We start from the raw sequence: 22,724 nt of genomic DNA, 5'->3' as shown, positions 1-22,724 counted from the left end.
TATTGACATAATCTTATGGATTAAGGATAATGAGTAAAAAGCGAAAAGAGGATTTTTATGGCTGAAAACAGGATCCTTGACTCAAGATATATGCTTAAATTAATAATGATTCTTTGGGTGTTCCTTAGCTTGATTCCTGGCGAGTCTGTTTCACTGATAGAATCAGCCGGTTTTTTGTTGATCGTGGCTTCTTATATATTTCGTACCAGGTTTTGGGACTGGAATGCACTGCTCTGCTTTGAAATAGTAATCGTCCTTATGTTGACAGGATACAGCCCTGTTTATTTGGCGTTGTTAAGCGTGACAGCCTACGATTTAGCTGTGAAAGAACTAATACCAATTGTCTTGCTTCTTATGCCGATTGGTATTTTTTTTCTTCCTCAAAAGTGGTGGCTAGGATATATGCTACTGATAATGATGAGTGTTTACCTGGGATTTATGAAACGAAAAATCGAAAAAAACCGTTTAGAGTATCAACGGGTTTATGATCAGGAAAGAAAAAGCAGATACTTGTTGGAGGAATCACAACGCAAATTACGGCAGTCTGTTGATGAGACAGCCCGCTTAACAGAAATTCATGAACGGAATCGAATCGCAGCAGAAATACATGATAACCTTGGGCATGCGTTAGCTGGTAATTTGATCCAATTGCAGGCGGCTGATAAACTAATGGAAAAAGATCTGAAAAAATCCAGAGAGTTGTTACAAAAAACCGTACAAGGACTATCTAACTCGTTGGAATTACTAAGAAATACGGTACATAATATCCGACCCAAAACGGTGATCGGATGGGCACATTTTGAGAAAATAATCGATGATTATCAATATTGTTCTGTAGAATTTCGTCACGTGGGAGACATAGGACTACTCACTCCTCGGCAAGTAGAAATACTAACTTCCTCAATAAAAGAAGCACTGACAAACACGGCTCGTCATTCTGATGCTACACAAATAAAAATCGAGATAGAAATCCGGGAAGAAATCATTCGGTTGTTTATGCGGGATAATGGATCCGGATGCTCGTATATTCATGAAGGAATGGGAATCAGCGGTATTAGAGAACGAATTGAAAATGCCGGGGGAAGTTTTTCAGTTACTCCTCAGAAAGGGTTTATGATGGTTGGTATTTTGCCAAGGGAAGGAGAGCGAGAATGGGAATAATAAAGGTAATGATTGTTGATGATGATGCACTGATTCGGGACAGTTTGCAGTTGATTCTGGATATGGAAGATGATTTTCAGGTTATTGGAACCGCTATCAATGGACAGGAAGCATTGACATTATGTGAAGAAAGATTACCGGATATTGTTTTGATGGATGTGCGAATGCCTGTGATGGATGGTGTGATGGGAACTCGGTACCTCCGTGAGCAGTTTCCGGAAGTGAAAGTAGTGATTTTAACCACTTTTAAAGAAGAAAACTATATAAAAGAAGCTTTGAAACATGGAGCGTCAGGGTATATATTGAAAAGCCAGCCAGCCGAAAGCATTGTAGAGACGCTTCGTTCTGTGGCTAAGGGGAGTATGGTTCTGGAGGCAGAAGTTGCCAGCAGCTTGACGGCATTTATTGACGATCGTCAAAAGGCTGATCCGGAAGCTTTTCAGGTGACAGCTCGGGAAATGACGGTATTGGAATTAATAGGAGCGGGATTTTCTAATAAAGAAATTGCGATGCAGCTTCATCTTAGTGAAGGAACTGTTAGGAATCATATTTCGGCATTATTAGAGAAATTGGCTTTGAGGGATCGCACGCAATTGGCGATATTTTACTTAAAGCATTTTTGATCTTCATCTAAGCAAATTACTTTCCTATGATAAGGTAGTGAGGAGTGATTACGTGAAGAAATTGAACATAAAACAAAATCACCTCTGGAAACTTAAAAAACAGAAAAGCCTTATGAGTAATAATGAGTGGAACCACATGATGCAGGAAATCATCCGTCATGACCCTAATGCAATTTCTGTTTTTGATAAAAATCTTATTCATTTGTTTGTTAGCAATCGTTTTTTGAAAGACTATGGCGTAGAAGAAAAAGAAGTGATTGGTCGTCATCACTATGAAGTGTTTCCGGACATTCCGGAGAAATGGCGAGCGGTTCATCAGAAAGCCTTATCTGGCGAAGTAATAACTGGTCATGAAAATAAATATATACGCAAAAACGGTAAGATAGATTATACAAACTGGGAATGTCGTCCATGGTATAAAAAAAATGGTGACATTGGAGGAATTGTCATCTATACGGAAGTGGTTACAGAATGGGTCGTTGTTCGAGAACAAATTCGTGAACGAGAGTTATTTCTTCAATCGATTATTGATGCAATTCAGGATGGAATTAGTGTTTTGGATATGGACTTAAACATCATTCGCACAAATGAAACCATTAAAAAATGGTACTCAAGAAATACACCTTTGGAAGGAAAGAAATGCTACCATGTTTTTTGCAATGCATATTCTGGGTGCGATAAATGTTCAGCAGTAAAAGCGATGAACTCTAGAAAACTTGAAATGAATGAGGTTACTCACAAGATGGATCCCAATGACATAAAAGTGATAGAACAATATGCCTATCCCATACTTGATGATGAAAGAAAAGTGGTAGCTGTTGTTCAATATATGCGTGATATTACAAAACAAAAAGAATCAGAAGAAAGACTTCAAAAAATCAATGAACAATTAGTGTTGGCTAAAGAAGCCGTCGAAACAGTCAATGCAGCTAAATCTCAATTTCTTGCAAATATGAGCCATGAACTTCGGACACCAATTAATGGCTTAATGGGCATGACGCAACTACTTCTGGAAACCGAGCTTGACAAAGAGCAGGAAGAATACCTGGAGCTTTCTGTGAAAGCATGCCAATCCTTAGCTCATGTAGTGCAGGAGATTTTAGACTATACTAATTTGGGTAAGAAACAGCCGTTTATAGAAGAAATGACATTTGTTTCATCGGAGCTTCTAGAAGAGGTAGTGGAATTATATAAGGTTACGGCAATTCATAAAGGTGTGTCTATAACAATGGAAGTCGATGATACAGTTCCTACAAGCCTTAGAGGCGATTATTACAAACTGAAGCAAATAGTAAACAACCTAACCGGAAATGCAGTGAAATTTACAAATGAAGGTTCGGTTCATCTTTCCGTTACTGTAAAAGAAAGGGTTAACTCTTCGACTCTGCGACTACAATGGAAAATACAAGATACTGGTATAGGAATACCATCGGATAAATTGGCTGATATTTTTGATCGGTTTCAACAGGTGGAAGATTCACATACCCGCTCTTATGGAGGAGTGGGGCTTGGCTTATCAATATCCAAAGAATTGTCTGATCTTATGGGAGGCTCTATAAAAGTCTTTAGCCAACCAGGGGAAGGAAGTCTTTTTATTTTTGAATGCGATATGATGGTTGATGCGTAAGATAAATTGCAAAAATTTTATGTCATTTATGAAGGGATCGATTACGTGATAAAAATTAATACAATGAAAATGTGGGAAGCCTGTATAGAAAAACAGAGAATAGCCATGTTATATATAGGAGTGACCAGTTGTAATGTTTGTCACGCTATGAAACCAAAAATTGAAAAAGAAATGGAAAAGGATCCGAAGGTAGGCATTTTTGAGGTGAATCTGGATGAAATACCGGAAATATCCGGTAAACATTTGGTTTTTGCAGTCCCTACGCTGATACTCTTTTGCCAGGGAAAAGAAATCTACAGAGCTTCACGATTTATCGATATAAAAGAGCTTGGAATGCGACTGAAAGTCGAGGTGGAAAGATGAGTCTTACTAACTGGATTTTATTAATGTTAGTCGGAGGTTTTATTGGTTGGACAACCAATGTATTAGCTATTCGACTGCTGTTTAAGCCCTATAAGGCGATTTCAGTACCACTGCTTGGATTTAAGTTACAAGGCTTAATTCCGAGGAGAAAGGGTGAAATTGCTAAAAATATTGGCTATCAAATTGAAAAAGAACTGGTATCCATGAAAGATATTTTGAAAACATTTGGTGAAAATCAGCAAAGAGAAGATTTGAAAATTTTTCTTAAAATATACTTGAACAATATGATTGTGGAAAAACTTCCTGGAATGTTACGAAGAGCTATGCGTAAGCCGATTAGCATTTTTGTCAATGATTTATTAAATGAAGAAGGAGATCGAATTATTACAGAAATGATCGATTACCTGATCGAAGACCAATCAGAGAAACTGAAGCTGGCCGATCTTATTGAAGAGAAAATTAATCAGTATCCGATGGAACAACTGGAAGAAATGATTCTGATGGTTGCCAAAAAAGAATTGCGTCATATTGAAAGGTTAGGTGGATTGTTGGGAGTAATGATAGGTTTTTTCCAGGCATGGATCATTACCTTAATTTCTTGACAAAACAATAAAATTATCGGTATAATAAGTTATCACGAAAACAGATAATGCGATGAAGTAAAAAGAGTAAGCAAAGAACTGCATCCCAGAGAAAAAATGCCATGGCTGGAAGCATTTTATTGCAAGTATTGCTGAAAACCATTTACGAGTAGCTTTTAAAGCCGGTGATCCCGATATCATCATAATGAGTGGAGCGTAAAATGCTTCAATCAGGTGGAACCGCGGAATCCTTTTCGCCCTGATGTTTTAGGGGAAAGGATTTTTTGAGTTTTTGATAAAAGGAAATCAGATAGGAGGATAAGCATGGAAACAATAAAAGTAACGTTGAAAGACGGAACGGTTAAAGAATATCCTAAAGGAGTAAAGGTGATAGAAGTAGCAGAGAGCATTAGTAAAGGTCTTGCAAAAGCGGCTATAGGTGGAGAAATAAACGGCGAGCCGGTGGATTATCAATATCAACTGGAAGAAGATGTTGAACTGAATCTTTTGAAATTTGAAGAAGAAAATGGAAAAATCTTTTTGAGACATACAGGATCCCATATTTTGGCACAGGCTGTAAAAAGATTGTACCCAGAAACAAAGCTTGCCATAGGCCCTGCGATCAAAGATGGTTTTTACTACGATTTTGATACAGAGCACACCTTTGGTCCTGAAGACTTAGAAAAAATTGAAAAAGAAATGCAGAAAATTGTAAAGGAAGACTTGCCCGTTGAACGTTTTGAACTACCAAGAGATGAAGCGATAGAATATGTAAAAAAAGCAGGCGAGGCATATAAGGTTGAACTAATCGAAGAACTTCCAGAGGATGAAATTATCTCTTTTTATAAGCAAGGTGAATTCTCAGATCTTTGCGCAGGACCACATGTATTATCAACAGGGCGAGTGAAGGCGATTAAACTATTAAGCGTTGCAGGTGCCTACTGGCGAGGCAGTGAAAAAAACAAAATGCTTCAACGAATTTATGGAACAGCTTTTGAAAAGAAAAAAGAGTTAACAGAGTATCTGGAAAAAATAGAAGAAGCAAAAAAAAGAGATCATCGAAAAATTGGAAAAGAAATGGATCTCTTCAGTTTGTTAGAAGAAGGACCGGGATTTCCCTTTTTCCACCCAAAAGGAATGGTCATTCGTAATGAATTAGAAAACTTCTGGAGACACGCTCATGTACAGCGTGGTTACGATGAGATAAGAACACCAATTATTCTTAATGAAGATTTATGGCATCAGTCAGGCCATTGGGAGCACTATCAGGAAAATATGTATTTTACTAAAATCGATGAGATGGATTATGCCGTTAAACCAATGAATTGCCCGGGAGCTGTATTAGTATACAAAAGAAAAATGTATAGCTATAGAGACTTTCCTATCCGAATGGGTGAACTGGGACTGGTTCATCGTCATGAAATGTCAGGGGTTTTGCATGGATTGATGAGGGTTCGATGTTTTACACAGGATGATGCTCATATTTTCATGCTACCAGAACAGATTAAAGATGAAATCATTGGTGTGATTGATTTTGTCGATCATGTATATAATATGTTTGGCTTTAAGTTTCATGTGGAGCTATCAACACGGCCAGAAAAATCGATGGGAACCGAAGAAGAATGGAATATGGCCATTGATGCTTTGAAAGAAGCATTGGAGGAACGTGAGTTAGGATATAAAATTAACGAAGGTGACGGTGCTTTTTATGGTCCTAAAATTGACTTTCACTTGGAGGACTGTTTAGGTAGGACGTGGCAATGTGGAACAATCCAACTGGACTTTCAGATGCCACAACGTTTTGACCTTAATTATATTGGTTCTGATGGAGAAAAACATCGGCCTATCATGATTCATCGAGTTATTTTTGGAAGTATTGAACGCTTTATAGGTATTTTAATAGAGCATTTTGCTGGCAAATTTCCACTTTGGTTATCGCCGGTGCAAGCTCGCATTATGCCTATTTCTGATAACCAGATGGAATATGCTAAAAAGTTGCGTGACCAGCTGCTAAGTGAAGGCATTCGTGTTGAACTGGATGATCGTAACGAGAAGATAGGTTACAAAGTACGGGAAGCACAACTTCAAAAAGTGCCTTATATGCTTATTATTGGGGATAGAGAACTGGAGAACGAAACGTTAAATCTTAGAATCAGAGATGGTGGAGAAATTGGTGCGATGAAGCCGGATCATTTCTTGAACCAGATAAAAGAAAAAATAAAAACAAAAGATTTAAGAATAGAATTAGAAGATTAAATATCTGTTGATAAAGTACTTGACTTATGTATAGAGAAATGGTACAATTCTAGTCTATAAACAAAGTAGAACGATCCGTTTCTCACCCTGCAGCAAAGCTCGACAGGGTCAATAGATGACATGACTGCGAAAGTGGTTTATATTTCGGGGTATAATGTGTTGATGTCTATGAAGCGGATGGTGTTCACCATCCGCTTTTACATGTCATAAAAACAGGTCATGCGTGATTCGTTCTAATTCTGTTATCCACAAAGTATTCAGGGAGGTGCCATTACGATTAAAGAACTTCAAATCAATGAGGAAATCAGAGAAAAAGAAGTAAGGCTGATTGATTCAGAAGGCGAACAGATGGGAATAGTTTCAACGAAAGAAGCACAAAAAATGGCGGACGACAAAAGTTTAGACCTGGTAAAAGTAGCGCCCCAAGCAAAACCGCCAGTATGCCGGATTATGGACTATGGTAAGTACAAGTATGAACAGGCAAAAAAAGAAAAAGAAGCAAAGAAAAACCAAAAAATAATCAACATTAAGGAAATTCGGTTAAGTCCCAATATCGAAGAACATGATATGCAGGTGAAAGCAAATCAAGCCATTAAATTCATTAAAAATGGAGACAAAGTCAAAGTTACGTTACGGTTTAGAGGGCGTCAGTTAAGCAATATAGGACTGGGTCGTAAAGTAATGGACGAATTTAAGGAAATGATGGCAGAGCATACGGTTGTTGAAAAAGCAGCAAAAATGGAAGGGCGACAATTAATTATGTTTCTTGTCCCTAAGGCTCAATAGAGAGTATTACTTATTTAAGGAGGAAATGTTATGCCAAAAATGAAAAGTCATCGAGGCGCTGCTAAGCGGTTCAAAAAAACAAAATCAGGATTACTGAAACGAGCAAAAGCATTTAAAAGTCATATTTTGACAAAAAAATCGGCAAAGCGTAAAAGAAAATTAAGAAAATCAGCAACTGTGTTTAAAGGTGAATTGAAAAAAATCAGAGAAATGATCTAAAAGATTAGCTAAGGAGGAAAAAAATCATGGCCAGAGTAAAAAAGGCGGTAAACGCCAAGAAAAAACATAAAAAAATATTGAAATTAGCAAAAGGGTATCGTGGAGCCAGAAGCAAGTTGTTTAAAACAGCAAATGCAACGGTTATTAAAGCATTAAGCCATGCATATAAAGGTAGAAAACTTAAAAAGCGAGACTTTAGAAAGTTGTGGATTACAAGAATTAATGCGGCGGCTAGAGTGAACGGCATGTCCTATTCTCGTTTTATGAATGGTCTTAAACTGGCAGGCATAGAAATGAATCGTAAAATGCTTTCTGAAATGGCCGTTCATGACAAAAATGGCTTTGCGCAACTGGTAGAATTATCAAAAGAAAAGTTAAACGCTTAATTATAAAAACCCAAAGTGGATCGATACCCTTTGGGCTTTGTTTTATATTCATTTTTTATTAAAATCACAAGGATGTTGCTGATGAAAGAGAAAACAATTGAAAGCACTTCGAATATAATGGTAAAAAAAGCTACGACGCTTCATTTGAGAAAGCATAGAAAAAAAAGTCAACAGTTTTTGCTGGAAGGAGCACATGGTATTAAAGATGCCTTGAAAAGCACTTCATCGATCGAATGTGTTTTTTATGACGAAAAAATAAAGTCTTCACCGGATGGGAAAAGCTTGATCCAAGAGTTAGAAGATGAAAAGATTAGCGCGTTTCACGTGACAGAACCTGTAATGAAAAAAATTGCGGACACATCGACTCCGCAAGGCATTGTTGCCATTGTATCCATGCCGGTGCATGAAGTAAAGCAGGTTTTAGAGAACAGTTCTTATGTGTTGATCCTTGATGCCATCCAAGATCCGGGAAATATGGGGACGTTAATACGATCAGCCGACGCAGCTGGTTTTGATGCGGTTATTCTTATGCCAGGCTGCACTGATCCATATAGTTCAAAATGTATTCGGTCAGCCACCGGTGCGATGCTTTTTTTACCAGTAGTGGAAACCTCATCATTTGGAGAAATACTAAGCATCATGGAGGCAAAGGAATATCATATTTTGGGAGCGGCATTGACGAATGGAATATCCTATACCCAGGTAGAATGTCGAGCACCAATAGCTTTGATTATTGGTAACGAATCAAAAGGAATTTGTCCTGACATATTAACAGAAGTTCATCAGACGGTTACAATTCCAATGCTTGGAAAAACGCAATCGGTTAATGCGGCAATAGCGGGCAGTATTTTAATGTTTCATCTGTCCTCTTCTTGTCGAAAAACAAAAACTATGCTATAATGTTGAGAAATTTATAGATTTAGAAATGACATATAAAGCGATGATTGAGAAAGTATGTTGAAGATTTCTTCCTGCAGAGAAAGGTTGCCTAGGCTGTGAGCACCTGGAAGAATTACAACGGAAGTTCACTCAGGAGCACCGGTGTTGAATCAATAGTAGGCACTCGGCGGGAAGAACCCGTTATCATCTTTAAGTGGCATAGATTAAAATGATGCTATTAGGGTGGTACCGCGGAGCAGCTTTCGTCCCTTGATGGATGAAAGTTTTTTTGGTTTTTGATGATCAGTTTCTAATAAGGAAGGAGAGTCATTTCAACATGAAAGAAAAACTGGAACAACTTCAGCAAGAGGCTGCACAAGTTTTAGAAAAGGTAAAAGAAGCAAAAGAAGTAGAAGAAATTCGAGTAAAGTACTTAGGTAAAAAAGGAGCTTTAACCGAAGTTTTGAGAAGTATGGGAAGCCTCCCTAAGGAGGAAAGGCCTGTCGTTGGTCAAATTGCCAATGAAGTTCGGGAGTCTCTTGAAAAAGCCATTAGCGAGACGAAAGAACGTATCCATGCGGAGGCCATGGAAGAAAGACTGGCGAAAGAAACAATCGACGTAACCATGCCTGGAAATCCACCGGTTCGCGGATCAAGACACCCTTTAACGCAGGCGCTGGATGAATTGAAAGAAGTGTTTATTGGAATGGGCTTTACTGTGGTGGAAGGGCCTGAAGTGGAAACTGTCAGTAATAACTTTGATATGTTAAATGCTCCGCTAAATCATCCTTCCAGAGATTTTTCGGACACCTTTTATATAGATGAAAATACGATTTTACGAACACAAACATCTCCGGTACAGGTTCGAGTCATGAAACAAAACAAGCCACCGATACGAGTTATTTCCCCTGGGCGATGTTTTCGGAACGATACACCTGATGCTACCCATTCGCCAATGTTTAACCAGCTTGAAGGATTAGTGATTGATGAAAAAAGTACACTTGGTGATTTAAAGGGAAGTCTTGAGATTTTTGCAAAACATCTCTTTGGAGAGCATACACGAACAAAATTTCGTCCCCATTACTTTCCTTTTACAGAACCAAGCGCTGAAGTAGATGTTACCTGTTTCAAATGCCAGGGTAAAGGCTGCCCAATGTGTAAAGGCAGCGGATGGATTGAAATGCTGGGTTCTGGAATGGTTCACCCAAATGTATTGAAAAATTGTGGAATCGACCCAGAAAAATATAGCGGATGGGCTTTTGGAATGGGCATTGATCGGATAGCGATGCAAAAATATGGCATTGACGACATTCGATTATTATATGAAAATGACATCCGTTTTCTGAAACAGTTTTAAGAAAAACATGGCTACCTTCAAAGGAGGATTTGAATAATGCTTGTACCCGTAAATTGGTTAAAAGAATATGTAAATGTGAATGTTGACGTAGATGAACTAGCAGATAAAATGACAATGTCCGGATCTAACGTAGAAGAAGTTAAGCAGTGGGGAGAAGGATTGGATAAAATTATAGTAGGAAAAATCACTAAAATAGACGTTCATCCACGAGCTGATAAACTGGTTATTGCGCAGGTGACAACAGGCAATAAATCGCTGCAAATTGTGACGGGCGCTCAAAATGTAGAAGAAGGGAACCTCATTCCCATAGCTGTAGAAGGGACAAAGCTTCCCAATGGAATGGTTATTGAAGAAACTGATTTTAGAGGAGAGCTCTCTCAGGGAATGATGTGTTCACCAGATGAATTGGGAATTCCTAAGCATATGATTCCGGAGGAGTTCAAGGATGGTATATGGATTTTAGATCCAGGAGCACCAATAGGAGCAATGCTTACAGAAGTGATTCCTGTGGCCGAAAAGGTTATTGAGTTTGAAATTACTTCTAACCGACCTGACTGTTTGAGTGTGTTGGGATTAGCCCGAGAAACAGCCGCAACCTTGGACACAGAAACGAAGTTTCCGGCAATTACCTTGAAAGAAGAAGGCGTAGACTGGAAAAAAGAAAGTAAAGTAGCTATTGAAGATCTAGAAGGATGTTCTCGATATACAGCTAGAAGAATCAGCAATGTAAAAATCGGCCCATCGCCACAATGGATGCAGCAACGTCTTATTCAGGCAGGTATAAGGCCTATCAGTAATGTGGTAGATATTACTAACTATGTCATGCTGGAGACAGGGCAGCCCTTACATGCTTTTGATGCTGATAAGATAAAAGATCAGCATATTATTGTTCGTCAAGCAAAAGACGGAGAAATTTTTAAGACTTTAGATGGAGTGGAGAGAAACTTAACATCGGAAATGACTTTAATCGCTGATTCGCAAGGAGCTTTAGGAATTGCGGGTGTTATGGGTGGTGAAGAGTCAGAAGTGACAAAAGATACTCATACCATTATCTTGGAATCGGCAAACTTTAATCAAGAGCGAATTCGAAAAACGTCTCAACTTTTAGGCCTTCGTACTGAAGCGTCTTCTCGCTTTGAAAAAGGCATGGACCCTGAAGGTTGTCTTCTTGCATCCAATCGAGCATGCCAGTTAATTGAAGAGCTAGATGTTGGCGTGATTGATAAGGGTGTATTAGATGAATATCCAAATCCTGTTAAGCAAATGAAAACCACTCTTCGACCTGACCGAGTAAACGCTTTACTAGGAACCGATCTTTCTGTTGAAGAGATGGTAAGAATACTAAATAAATTAGAAATACAGTCAAAAGTGGTTGGTGATAAAATAAACCTCACAGTACCCACTTTTCGAAAAGATTTACAGCAAGAAGCTGATTTTATCGAAGAAATAGGAAGAATTTATGGATTTGATAAAATTAAGCCTACCTTAATGAAAGGGGATATTATGGTAGGTGGGTTATCAGAGCGTCAAAAGATGGAAGAAAGGATTAAAAATGCATTAATTTCTTGTGGCTGCTTTGAATCTCTAACCTATTCATTTGTAAGTCCCTCCAGTGTGGATGCCATTCGGATAGCGCCAGGCAGTTTTAAAAGAGATTTTGTGAAATTATTAAATCCGTTAGGTGATGAAACAAGTGTGATGAGAACCACCATTGTACCGAATATGATGGAGGTAATGGCTAGGAATATTCATCGAAATGTAACCGAAGGTCGTTTTTTTGAAATAGGAAATGTTTTTTACGCTAAAATGGGAGAAGAAAATGCGCTCCCATTAGAGGTTCGAGAGCTTGTAATTGGAAGCTTTGGGAAAGAAGAGGACTTTTTCGCACTAAAAGGTGTGGTACAGTTCTTACTGACAAAGATTGGTATCGATGAAGTGGTCTATGAAGCAGAAACCAATCATCCAAGTTATCATCCTGGCAGGTGTGCTACTATTTATGCTAAAGGAAAACTGCTCGGCAATTTAGGGGAAATCCACCCCAAAGTAGGGCAGCAGTATGATCTTGACAAAGAAAGATGCTATATCGCTGAATTGAATGCTGATTTATTGCTTGATATGGCATCCGTTGCTCCACAATACAAAGCCTTACCTAAATACCCTTCTATCGTAAGGGATTTAGCACTAGTGTTGGAAGAAACAATACCTGTAAAAGCGATTGAAGATATTTTGAAGGAACATGGCGGTGAATGGATGGAATCCTTCCAACTATTCGATATATACCAGGGGGATCAGATCGGAAAAGGATTGAAAAGCGTTGCCTACACCATGACCTTCCGACATCCGGAAAGAACACTGAAAGATGGAGAAGTGGATGGAATTATAAAAAACGTGGTGAAAGTATTAGAAGAATCTACTGGTGCAGAATTAAGAGCATAGAAACCGTAAAGAAACTATCTTCTGTACGACACCATTGAAAATATGCTACAATAAAAGCAAAGTTTTCAGGTGAGGGGTGGGTTGTCGTTGGCAGATAATAGAAATAGAGTTATTCTGAAAATTAATGGACAGGAGTATCCTATCGTTGGCAATGAGTCGAAAGAATATTTGATCAGGATTGGAACTTTTGTGGATGAAAAAATGCAGGATGTAGCTAAAAATAACCGGCAGCTAAGCCTGTCAATGGTAGCTGTATTAACGTCTATTAATATAGCTGATTTATATCTTAAAAAAGAAAGAGAAAAAGCCACATCAAAAGAAGAACCACCATTGAAAAATGATGATATTCTTCATGTTCAAAAGGAGTTGCACCAGAAAAATCAATCCTTAAATCAGGAAAAAGAACATAGTAAAGCACTGCAAAACAAACTTACCCTGATGAGGAAAAAGGAAGAAGATACTAAAAAAGAAGTACAGGAGATGCAAGGGAAACTTACGGAAAAAGAGGATCAGTTAACGAAAGCAAACGAAGTGATCAAAGAATTGCAAGATCAGCTATATGAAAGCCAGTTACAGGTAGCTGAATTACAGAAAAATAAAAAAACACAGATTTGATAGTGGCTAAGGGAGGCAAAAAAGGAAATGTCTAATGTGTTTGATGTGCTTAAAGAGCGGGGGTATATAGCCCAGGTTACTCATGAAGAAGACCTTCGTGCCAGAATGCAAAAAGACCCTATTACTTTTTATATAGGCTTTGATGCAACGGCAGAAAGTTTGCATCTTGGTCATTATGTTCAAATTATGGCAATGATGCATATGCAAAATGCGGGGCATAAACCGGTTGTTTTACTTGGTGGAGGAACCACTATGGTAGGAGATCCTTCCGGAAAAACAGATATGAGAAAAATGCTTACAGCAGATCAAATTCAGCACAATGCTCAAAGGTTTAAAGAACAATTTGAAAAATTTCTTGATTTTTCTCCAGGAAAAGCTGTTTTGGTTGATAATGCAGAGTGGTTAATGGATCTAAACTATGTTGATTTTCTGAGAAAAGTAGGTAGACACTTTTCTGTCAACCGTATGCTTTCGGCCGAATGCTATAAAGCAAGGCTGGAACAAGGCCTTACTTTTTTAGAATTTAATTATATGATTATGCAGGCGTATGACTTTTTAGAGCTTTATCGAAGATATGACTGCCAGCTACAAATGGGCGGGGATGATCAATGGTCTAATATACTGGCGGGATATGAACTGATTCGCAAAGTAGAAAGCAGCAGTTCATATGCATTAACCTTTCAGTTGCTAACCACCAGCGAAGGAATCAAAATGGGGAAAACGGAATCAGGGGCTCTTTGGCTTGATCCGGATAAAACTTCTCCTTATGAATTTTATCAGTATCTTCGAAATGTAGATGACAGGGATGTGGAAAAAACCCTTAAACTGTTAACCTTCTTGCCATTGGATGAAATTAGTCAACTATGTAAGGTGGAAGGTGCGGCTTTAAATAAAGCAAAAGAAATACTTGCTTTTGAAGCAACAAAAATCGTACACGGTGAAGAAGCGGCGAAAACAGCAGAAGAAGCAGCAAAAAACGTTTTTTCTGGAAGATTCGCGGAAAATGTACCCACAACAGAATATGAAATAGCTGATTTTAAGGAAGGAAAAGATATTTTGACACTTTTGACAGAAGCAAAGATTGTATCATCACGTTCTGAAGGGAGAAGGCTGGTGCAACAAGGAGGCATCACACTTCAGGATGAAAAAATAACCGATATTGATTATAGAATTACAGAAGATTCTTTTCTCGAAAAGTCACTAATGATAAAAAAAGGCAAAAAAACCTATCATCGGATTCTTGTCAAGTAATATCATAATGTTATAAAGTCATTACAGTCCCTGATAAGCTTATGCTTTTAGGGGCTGTTTTTTCATCCAATTCTGGGAGGGTAATCTATTGATACAACAAAATACAATCAACACTAAGAGAGATCGCAAAAAAAACAGATATGCAGCATTGATTTTGTGCTGTATGCTGTTACTTGTATTCGTATCAGGGTGTAGTAAAAACACGCTGAACTCGAACAAAGAAAAGGATAATCAACAAAACAAAACGGATCTTCCGAAAGGATCGGTAGAAGAAACAAAAGACGAATGTAATGAACATAATCAGGAAATACAGGAAACAAAAGAGGGATTGATAGAAGGGATGACTTTGGAAGAAAAAGCCGGGCAGGTTTTGATGTTAGCCTTTAGAAATGATTCAGAAGGAAGATCTGTTACTCATATGGATAAAGAACTCGAAAAGATGATAACAACCATAAAACCAGGTGGCGTTATTTTATTTTCTGAAAATATTGAAGAAGAAGAGCAAATAAAGACCTTTATTCGAGATTTGCAATTATCGTCAAAAATTCCAATGTTTGTAGCTGTTGATGAAGAAGGGGGTCGCGTCTCACGACTCACTGGAAAGAATATGGATTTTCCGACATTGCCTGCTAATCGATATTTGGGACAGGAAAAAGAGATAGGATTTATACAGGAAACAGGTCACCAACTAGGGAGTCGCATGAAAGAGTTAGGTTTTAATATGAACATGGCACCGGTGGCTGACGTAGATAGCAATCCTCAAAATCCTGTTATTGGTGACCGATCCTTTGGGGCGGATCCATATAAAGTAGGTGAAATGGCAACCGCTCAAGCTTTAGGTATGATTGAAACAGGAGTGATACCTGTTCTAAAACATTTTCCAGGTCATGGAGATACTTCTGAAGATACACATTTTCAGCAGGTGGTGCTTCATCATACCAAAGAGCGAATGCAAAGCATAGAGTTAATACCGTTTCAAAAGGGAATTGACAAAAATCTTCCTGTTATAATGACGGCACATATAATGGTTCCTGCCTACGATGAACATTATCCGGCAACCCTTTCGAAAGAGATTGTTGAAGGTCTTTTACGTCAGGAAATGGGCTTTAATGGAATGGTGATCACGGATGCTCTGGATATGGCCGCCATTACGGAATCCTGGGACAACTCGCAAGCGGCGATAAAAGCCCTTGATGCGGGTGTCGATATGCTCTTGATGCCACCGGAACCAGAAAAGGTTCATAAGGAAATTATAGAAGCCGTAAGGGAGGGAAGGTTAAAGGAAGAAAGATTAAATGAGGCGGTGCTTAGAATTTTAAAGTTGAAAGAACCTTTTGAACTAATGCCTTGTCCACTGCAGAATGATAAATAACCATACCACAATTAAGGCTGGAAGAATTAAAATTTCTACATCTTCAAAAAATCCAGTTACTAATGCACTCCAAATCACAGCTGTTGATATCATGATAACAGTGAGCCATTTTCTTTTGTGAGTATTCATTGTATAACCTCCAGACATTGTAAATAGAATCTTCTTTACAGAATGATACCCATAAAAGACGAGTCTTAAAAAGAGAGCAAGGATATGATTGACACCGGCTGGATAGCAGTGTATAATTTGTTATAAATCAATTAACATTCTGACAATAAACGAAATGTGATGATAGAGAAAAGTAGGTAAAAGGTATTGCACAGGGAAGGAATGTCATCGACTGGAAGCATTCCTGCGAAGAATTTTATTGAAGTTCTCTCTGGAGCATTCAGACTGAAATAGCAGTAAGTTTGAGCGGAGCCCCCGTTATCGGGTGAGAATATCGGAATCATGATTCCTGTATTCAATAGAAGTGGATCGTTTTTTAATGGTCAAATTGGGTGGTAACGCGGAAAACCTTTCGTCCCTTATAGGGAGGAAGGTTATTTTTGTTTTTGGTAACCAACGGAAAAGGCACTGTAAACAGGACTCTGAGCGATGCTAGGCATCGGATAAAAAACGAAGGAGGAGATACCTATGTATTGGAACGAACAGAAAGAATGTATGTCGAGAGATGAACTGGAAAGCTTGCAGAAAAAAAGGCTGATAAAAACCGTAGAAACAGCATTTCATAATGTTCCTCATTACAGAAGAGTGTTTCAGGCAATGGGAATTGAACCTTATGAAATGAGAGATGAGAAAGATTTGCAGAAATTACCCTTTTGTCAAAAACAGGATTTAAGAGATAATTATCCCTATGATATGTTCGCTGTGGCCATGCAGGAGGTGGTGCGTATTCATTCCTCCTCAGGAACGACAGGAAAACCAACGGTTGTTGGATATACCAGAAAAGATATTAATACCTGGTCTGAACTGATGGCAAGATCTTTGATGAGTGCAGGAATACAACGTCAGGATGTTATTCAAAATGCTTATGGTTATGGGTTATTTACTGGAGGGTTAGGGATTCATTACGGGGCAGAGAAAATAGGAGCGTCTATTATACCAATTTCTGGAGGAAATACAAACAGGCAACTTATGATCATGAAAGATTATGGAAGCACAGCGATTACGTGTACACCTTCCTATGCTTTGTATTTAGCAGAATCTATTGAGGAAAACGGTATTCATCTGAAAGACTTAAAGTTGAAAGTAGGTATTTTTGGAGCAGAGCCTTGGTCGGAAAATATGAGAAAAGAAATCGAACAACGTCTTAATTTGAAAGCCATCGATATCTATGGATTAAGCGAAATAATTGGGCCTGGTGTGGCTGTAGAATGCCAGGAGCAGAACGGACTTCATGTAATGGAAGATCATTTTTTCATGGAAATTATTGATCCGGATACGGGAGAAGTGCTTCCTGAAGGTGAAAAAGGGGAGTTGGTGTTTACTTCTTTAACAAAAGAAGCGCTACCGATTATTCGTTATAGAACGGGCGATATTACAAGTATCTTACCAGGATCATGTGCGTGTGGACGAAGCTTTAGAAGAATTGGACGTATTGAAGGTCGTAGCGACGATATGTTGATTATTAGAGGGGTCAATGTATTTCCTTCTCAAATAGAACATGCACTACTTCAAATGGGTGAAGTAGAACCGCATTATCAGTTGGTTGTCTACCGACAGGGACAGTTAGATATGCTGGAAGTACAAGTAGAAATCTCAGAATCTATTTTATTTGATGAAGTTAGATCCTTAGAGGAGCTATCCAATAAAATAAGAAGCAATATTGAATCCATTTTAGGTATATCGGTAAAAATAAAGCTGGTAGAGCCAAAAACCATTCCAAGAAGTGAAGGAAAAGCAAAAAGGGTAATTGACCGACGAGGTCAATAAAAGAGAAAAATATGATATAATGCTAAGTAACCATAATGAGAAGAGGAGGCGATAGTATGGTGATAAAACAACTATCCGTATTCTTAGAAAACTCGCCGGGGAGACTAAAGGCGGCAACACAGGTTTTGGCAGATTCTAAGATAAATATGAGAGCATTAACATTGGCAGATACCGCTGACTTTGGTGTTTTAAGGATTATTGTCGACAAACCAGGAGACGCCGTAGATATTCTGAAAAAAAACCATTTTGCTGTTAAAATAACGGAAGTTTTAGCTGTGGAAATGGATGATACCCCAGGTGGCCTGAATACGGTATTAGGAATTTTAGAAAACAATCAGGTGAATATTGAATATATGTATGCTTTTATGGGTTCAAAACCAAGAAAGGCGTTGGTTATTTTTCGGGTAGATCAACTGGAGAAAGCGATCAAGTGTTTGCAACTAGAAGAGGTAAGATTAATTAGTACGGAGAAAGAAGTAGAAGAACTAATTCATTTTTGTTGGGAATAAGGAGCAAAATGAAAAAAAGGCTTTCCGGTTAGTAAAGCAATTTACTAATAAAGAAGAAGCCTTTTTTCAATTTGTCAACAAATCAAAAAATAAATATGGCAATCATTCCAGAACAAAGAATGATAGGGACAGGATGTATTTTGAGCTTCCAAAACACGAGAAAAGCTCCGATCATAATACCGCCCGATTTCATATCAGGAACAGACACGTTATATAAAGAAAGGATGGCCGCCATGACAAAAGAAATAACAGCCGGTCGTATTCCCTTGAAAAATCCTTTTACTAAAAAGTGGTCTGGATTTTTAATTAACACTCTTGCAGCAACAAGCACCAGCACAGAAGTTAAAGAGACAACGCCAAAAGTTGCTAATAATCCACCTAATAGTCCAGCCTGGGTGTAACCAATAAACGTGGCAAGGTTAACGGCTATTGGCCCTGGAGACATTTGTGAGATGGCAATCATATCTACCAGCACTGAAGAGGTGATCCATTCCTGGTTTCTGACGACTTCTCGTTGGATCAGCGGGAGCATGGCATAACCACCACCGAAGGTGAATACGCCAATACGCATAAAAACAAACATTAACTGAAAATAAATCATAACAATGATGACTCCCTTCTTTTTTCGCTAATAAGCCCAGCGATCATACAAGAAAGAATGACAATAATGGGATGTATTGCCAACCAATGAAGAGCGATGATAGCGAAAACGATGATAAAAGCCGAAAAACTAGTCTTGGGTACTGATGGTAACAATTTAAGCAGGGATACAAACAATAAAGCAACAATGGCAGGTCTGACGCCTAGAAAAAATAATTGTATCGAGTCCATGTTAATGATATGTTGATAAAATCGTGCAATAACAAGAATAACAATGATAGAAGGACTAATGGTTCCGAGGATACAGGCAAGAGCACCTTTGTACCGTGCAATTTTATACCCTGCATAGGCCGATACGTTGGTAGCAATAGCTCCTGGCATGCTCTGGCAAACACCTAAAATATCAATAAAATCATCATTAGTAAGAATTTTGGATTTCTCCACCAGTTCCTTTTGAATAATGGGAACCATTGCATAACCGCCACCAAATGTAAAAGCTCCCACGCGAAAAAAAATGCTAAAAAGTTTCCAAATGCTTGGATTCATGACGCAACCTCCTGTGAAATGAATGTTATGTATACGATGTTGTTAGATTAGAGTTTGGAACAAGTCAGGATATTCTTGCAACTAAAGTCAGGAAAAGGTATAATAAACTTTGTTTTACTACATAATAGTATTTTAGCAGAAAAGTGGGTAGATATCTATATGAGGCTTGGCAACAATTTTAAAACCAGACTTTGTTGAAATATATTTAAAGGAACAGATGTATTTAAAGGAGATGATAATATGGACGATGAAAAAATAATTAAAGATTACAAAACACTTCCATTAATACCATTGAGAGGATTGACTGTATTTCCACATATGGTTTTACATTTTGATGTTGGTCGCGAAAGATCTATAAATGCACTAGAGGAAGCAATGGTGGAAGATCAGATGATTTTTCTTTCTGCTCAGAAAGAAGCCGAAACAAGTTCACCAACGGCTGATGATGTGTATGAAGTGGGAACCGTCGCGAAGGTCAAGCAAATGTTAAAGCTTCCTGGTGACAATATTCGTGTATTGGTTGAAGGTATTAAAAGAGGAAGGGTTAAAAAATTTGTACAGGAAATACCTTATTTTGTAGTAGAAGTGGAAGAACAGGAAAATGAAGATGAGAGTGAACCGGATACAGAGACAGAGGCATTAATGCGCAGTGTTGTAGATACTTTCGAAAAATACATCGAAGCCAGTAACAAAATATCACCAGAGATTTTCATTACCATTACAGAGATAGAAATTCCTGGTAGACTTGCGGATACCATCTCAGCGAATGTAGTGTTAAAACCAAATCAAAAGCAGGAAGTACTGGAGGCTTTTGATCCTTTAGAACGATTAGAAGTTCTTTATCGATTTTTGCTGGAAGAAATAGAAATACTGGAAATCGAAAAAAAGATCAATACCAGAGTGAAAAAGCAAATTAATAAGGTGCAAAAGGAATACTATTTACGAGAACAATTGCGTGCCATTCAAAAGGAATTAGGCGAAGACGAAGGCGTATTAGAAGAAGTGGAAGAGTACAAGAAACAATTGAAAAAAATTCAACTGTCAAAAGAGCTGCACCAAAAGATAGAACGGGAGATTGATCGTTTGCTCAAGTTGCCAGCATCTTCTGCAGAGACTGGAGTAATACGGAATTATATTGATTGGGTGCTGAATCTTCCCTGGAAAAAAGAAACCAAAGACCGAATGGACTTAAAAAAATCTTCAGCCATTTTGGAAGAAGATCACCACGGACTAGAGAAAGTAAAGGAAAGAATTTTAGAGTATTTAGCGATACGACAACTTTCTAAATCGATGAAAGGTCCGATTTTATGTCTGGTTGGACCTCCGGGAGTAGGGAAGACATCTATTGGAAAATCAATTGCAAGGGCATTGAATCGGAAATTTGTTCGAATGTCTTTGGGAGGTGTGCGAGATGAAGCTGAAATTCGTGGTCACCGTAGAACCTATATTGGAGCAATTCCCGGAAGAATTATAAGCTCTATGCGTCAAGTAAATACTAAGAATCCAGTATTTTTACTAGATGAAATTGATAAGCTGGCAAGTGACTTTCGGGGAGATCCTGCATCGGCTTTATTGGAAGTGCTTGATCCGGAGCAGAATCATGATTTTACCGATCATTTTATGGAGGTGCCTTTTAATTTGTCAAAGGTGATGTTCATCACAACGGCAAATACATTAGACACGATTCCAAGAGCGTTGCTTGACCGGATGGAAGTAATTAGAATACCAGGCTACACAGAAGATGAAAAGCTGAGTATTGCAGAAAAATATTTACTTCCAAAACAAATAAAAGATCACGGTTTGAAAGAAGACAACTTAAAAATATCCGAAAAAGCGCTTAGGGATATTGTCAATAACTATACAAGAGAATCAGGGGTTCGTAATCTGGAACGACAAATTGCCAATATTTGTAGAAAAGTAGTTAAAAGAGTGGTGGAGGAGAAAATACAGTATGTTCGTATCAATCCGAGTAACTTAAACAAATACCTGGGAACACCACAGTTCCATTATGAAATGGCATCTCAAAAAGACGAAGTTGGAATTGCAAGAGGTCTGGCATGGACAAGAGTTGGCGGAGACACGATATCTATCGAGGTAACACCTATGAAGGGAACCGGAAAACTAGTTTTAACTGGGCAGCTGGGTGATGTCATGAAAGAATCAGCTAGAGCTGGGATATCTTATATCCGTTCACGCATTGATCAGTTGGAAATTGATCCGGATTTCCACTCGAATAAAGATATTCATATCCATATTCCGGAAGGTGGAACACCTAAAGATGGACCCTCGGCTGGTATTACGATGGCAACGGCGGTTATTTCTTCCCTGACGGGCGTTCCTGTTCGGAAGGATGTTGCTATGACAGGAGAAATTACGTTGCGAGGAAGGGTCCTAAGTATTGGAGGGGTAAAAGAAAAAGTACTGGCAGCAAAACGTGCAGGAATTACTAAAGTGTTGCTACCTGTTGATAATAAGAAAGATATGGACGAAATTCCTGATAACGTTAAAAAGAAAATTGAATTTGTTTTTGTTGAGCATATGGATCAAGTTTTGGAACACGCAATGGTAAGGGAGTTAAAAAATGATAATTAAGGAAGCATCGTTTATTGGAAGTTTTGTAAAACCAGAGCAATTTCCGGAAGATGTAGTGCCGGAAATTGCTCTGGCGGGAAGATCAAATGTAGGGAAATCTTCTCTGATTAACACATTATTAGGACGAAAAAAACTAGCAAAAACCAGTGGGACGCCTGGTAAAACAAGAACCATTAACTTTTATCGCATTAACCAGCATTTTTTTCTTGTTGATTTGCCAGGGTATGGATATGCAAAAGTATCAAAAAAAGAACGCCATTCTTGGGGAAAGATGATAGAAAACTATTTAGCTGAAAGGGAAAACTTGCGGGAAGTCGTGTTGCTGGTAGATATACGGCATGATCCCTCGGAAGATGATCGCATCATGTATGAATGGATACGAAACCAGGGGTATGGTCATTTAGTAGTAGCGACAAAAGCCGATAAATTATCCAGATCCCGTCAAATGCAACAGCTTAGAAGAATAAAAACAAAGTTAGCAATGCCGGAAAACGCAGCCATTATTCCGTTTTCTTCCTTGAAAAAAACGGGTATGGAGGAAGTGTGGGATTTGTTAAAAACACATTTAGAGGAATAAAAAATTAGAAGTATAAAGAGCTAGAAGAAAAAAAGTAAAGAACATTTGCTAAT

21 protein-coding genes and 2 other annotated features are annotated in these 22,724 nt (G+C 38.3%); of the genes, 19 read left to right on the top strand and 2 right to left on the bottom strand.

What is annotated here, in order from left to right; genetic code table 11:
• Window positions 1-57 precede the first annotated feature (57 nt).
• The 17 genes from BLV55_RS01720 to BLV55_RS01640 all read left to right on the top strand — a co-directional run bounded on the left by BLV55_RS01720 (window position 58) and on the right by BLV55_RS01640 (window position 18,356).
• Complete coding sequence (locus BLV55_RS01720) at window positions 58-1,161, top strand: sensor histidine kinase (RefSeq protein ID WP_093310352.1); 1,104 nt, start codon at window positions 58-60, stop codon at window positions 1,159-1,161.
• Window positions 1,152-1,784: a response regulator gene (locus BLV55_RS01715; protein WP_330386550.1), complete on the top strand. Its 633-nt coding sequence runs from the start codon at window positions 1,152-1,154 to the stop codon at window positions 1,782-1,784. Before BLV55_RS01720 ends, BLV55_RS01715 begins: the two co-directional genes overlap by 10 nt.
• A 52-nt stretch (window positions 1,785-1,836) precedes the next feature.
• Window positions 1,837-3,411, top strand: a complete 1,575-nt coding sequence (locus BLV55_RS01710) for a PAS domain-containing sensor histidine kinase (RefSeq protein WP_093310349.1) — start codon at window positions 1,837-1,839, stop codon at window positions 3,409-3,411.
• Between the two features lie 45 nt (window positions 3,412-3,456).
• Entirely contained in the window at window positions 3,457-3,774 is a 318-nt protein-coding gene (locus tag BLV55_RS01705; RefSeq protein ID WP_093310347.1) for a thioredoxin family protein, read from the top strand.
• A complete protein-coding gene (locus BLV55_RS01700; RefSeq protein ID WP_093310344.1) occupies window positions 3,771-4,376 on the top strand; it encodes a DUF445 domain-containing protein in 606 nt (201 codons plus the stop codon). Before BLV55_RS01705 ends, BLV55_RS01700 begins: the two co-directional genes overlap by 4 nt.
• A 303-nt stretch (window positions 4,377-4,679) precedes the next feature.
• Window positions 4,680-6,611, top strand: coding sequence for a threonine--tRNA ligase (thrS, locus tag BLV55_RS01695; protein WP_093310342.1), 1,932 nt, complete (start codon window positions 4,680-4,682; stop codon window positions 6,609-6,611).
• Window positions 6,612-6,866: 255 nt separating this feature from the next.
• Window positions 6,867-7,397, top strand: a complete 531-nt coding sequence (gene infC, locus BLV55_RS01690) for a translation initiation factor IF-3 (RefSeq protein ID WP_093310339.1) — start codon at window positions 6,867-6,869, stop codon at window positions 7,395-7,397.
• Window positions 7,398-7,427: 30 nt separating this feature from the next.
• Entirely contained in the window at window positions 7,428-7,616 is a 189-nt protein-coding gene (gene rpmI / locus BLV55_RS01685) for a 50S ribosomal protein L35 (RefSeq protein WP_093310338.1), read from the top strand.
• A gap of 26 nt (window positions 7,617-7,642) precedes the next feature.
• The gene (gene rplT, locus BLV55_RS01680; RefSeq protein ID WP_093310336.1) at window positions 7,643-8,002 is read left to right on the top strand and encodes a 50S ribosomal protein L20; all 360 of its coding nucleotides are present in this window, start codon (window positions 7,643-7,645) and stop codon (window positions 8,000-8,002) included.
• Between the two features lie 81 nt (window positions 8,003-8,083).
• Entirely contained in the window at window positions 8,084-8,902 is an 819-nt protein-coding gene (locus tag BLV55_RS01675) for a TrmH family RNA methyltransferase (protein ID WP_176968209.1), read from the top strand.
• 31 nt (window positions 8,903-8,933) lie between these two features.
• Window positions 8,934-9,155, top strand: a binding site (T-box leader).
• Window positions 9,156-9,218: 63 nt separating this feature from the next.
• Window positions 9,219-10,238 (top strand): phenylalanine--tRNA ligase subunit alpha, encoded by a 1,020-nt coding sequence (pheS, locus tag BLV55_RS01670; protein ID WP_093310331.1) that lies wholly within the window; start codon window positions 9,219-9,221, stop codon window positions 10,236-10,238.
• Window positions 10,239-10,274: 36 nt separating this feature from the next.
• Window positions 10,275-12,674, top strand: a complete 2,400-nt coding sequence (pheT, locus tag BLV55_RS01665; RefSeq protein ID WP_093310329.1) for a phenylalanine--tRNA ligase subunit beta — start codon at window positions 10,275-10,277, stop codon at window positions 12,672-12,674.
• 87 nt (window positions 12,675-12,761) lie between these two features.
• Window positions 12,762-13,289, top strand: coding sequence for a cell division protein ZapA (gene zapA / locus BLV55_RS01660; RefSeq protein ID WP_176968208.1), 528 nt, complete (start codon window positions 12,762-12,764; stop codon window positions 13,287-13,289).
• A 27-nt stretch (window positions 13,290-13,316) separates the two neighbouring features.
• A complete protein-coding gene (tyrS, locus tag BLV55_RS01655) occupies window positions 13,317-14,540 on the top strand; it encodes a tyrosine--tRNA ligase (RefSeq protein ID WP_093310325.1) in 1,224 nt (407 codons plus the stop codon).
• A gap of 88 nt (window positions 14,541-14,628) precedes the next feature.
• Window positions 14,629-15,912, top strand: a complete 1,284-nt coding sequence (gene nagZ / locus BLV55_RS01650; RefSeq protein WP_093310323.1) for a beta-N-acetylhexosaminidase — start codon at window positions 14,629-14,631, stop codon at window positions 15,910-15,912.
• Window positions 15,913-16,191: 279 nt separating this feature from the next.
• Window positions 16,192-16,443: a binding site (T-box leader), on the top strand.
• A 105-nt stretch (window positions 16,444-16,548) separates the two neighbouring features.
• Window positions 16,549-17,847 (top strand): phenylacetate--CoA ligase family protein, encoded by a 1,299-nt coding sequence (locus tag BLV55_RS01645; protein ID WP_093310321.1) that lies wholly within the window; start codon window positions 16,549-16,551, stop codon window positions 17,845-17,847.
• 56 nt (window positions 17,848-17,903) lie between these two features.
• On the top strand, window positions 17,904-18,356 hold the full coding sequence (locus BLV55_RS01640) for an amino acid-binding protein (RefSeq protein WP_093310320.1): 453 nt from the start codon (window positions 17,904-17,906) through the stop codon (window positions 18,354-18,356).
• Between the two features lie 82 nt (window positions 18,357-18,438).
• Here BLV55_RS01640 and BLV55_RS01635 read toward each other — a convergent pair whose 3' ends face one another.
• Both BLV55_RS01635 and BLV55_RS01630 read right to left on the bottom strand, forming a co-directional pair.
• Window positions 18,439-18,957 carry a chromate transporter gene (locus BLV55_RS01635; RefSeq protein WP_093310318.1) on the bottom strand — a complete coding sequence of 173 codons (519 nt, stop codon included), beginning with the start codon at window positions 18,955-18,957 and terminating at the stop codon, window positions 18,439-18,441.
• Window positions 18,954-19,502 (bottom strand): chromate transporter, encoded by a 549-nt coding sequence (locus BLV55_RS01630; protein WP_093310316.1) that lies wholly within the window; start codon window positions 19,500-19,502, stop codon window positions 18,954-18,956. The genes BLV55_RS01635 and BLV55_RS01630 overlap by 4 nt, the downstream gene beginning before the upstream one ends.
• Before the next feature lie 240 nt (window positions 19,503-19,742).
• Here BLV55_RS01630 and lon point away from each other — a divergent pair, with 240 nt between their 5' ends.
• Complete coding sequence (gene lon / locus BLV55_RS01625; RefSeq protein ID WP_093310314.1) at window positions 19,743-22,094, top strand: endopeptidase La; 2,352 nt, start codon at window positions 19,743-19,745, stop codon at window positions 22,092-22,094.
• Complete coding sequence (gene yihA / locus BLV55_RS01620; protein WP_093310313.1) at window positions 22,084-22,671, top strand: ribosome biogenesis GTP-binding protein YihA/YsxC; 588 nt, start codon at window positions 22,084-22,086, stop codon at window positions 22,669-22,671. Before lon ends, yihA begins: the two co-directional genes overlap by 11 nt.
• Window positions 22,672-22,724 lie beyond the last annotated feature (53 nt).

Origin of the sequence: Tindallia californiensis, from assembly GCF_900107405.1 — a bacterium.
GTDB lineage: Bacteria > Bacillota > Clostridia > Peptostreptococcales > Tindalliaceae > Tindallia > Tindallia californiensis.
This window is presented reverse-complemented; position numbering and strand designations above follow the sequence as displayed.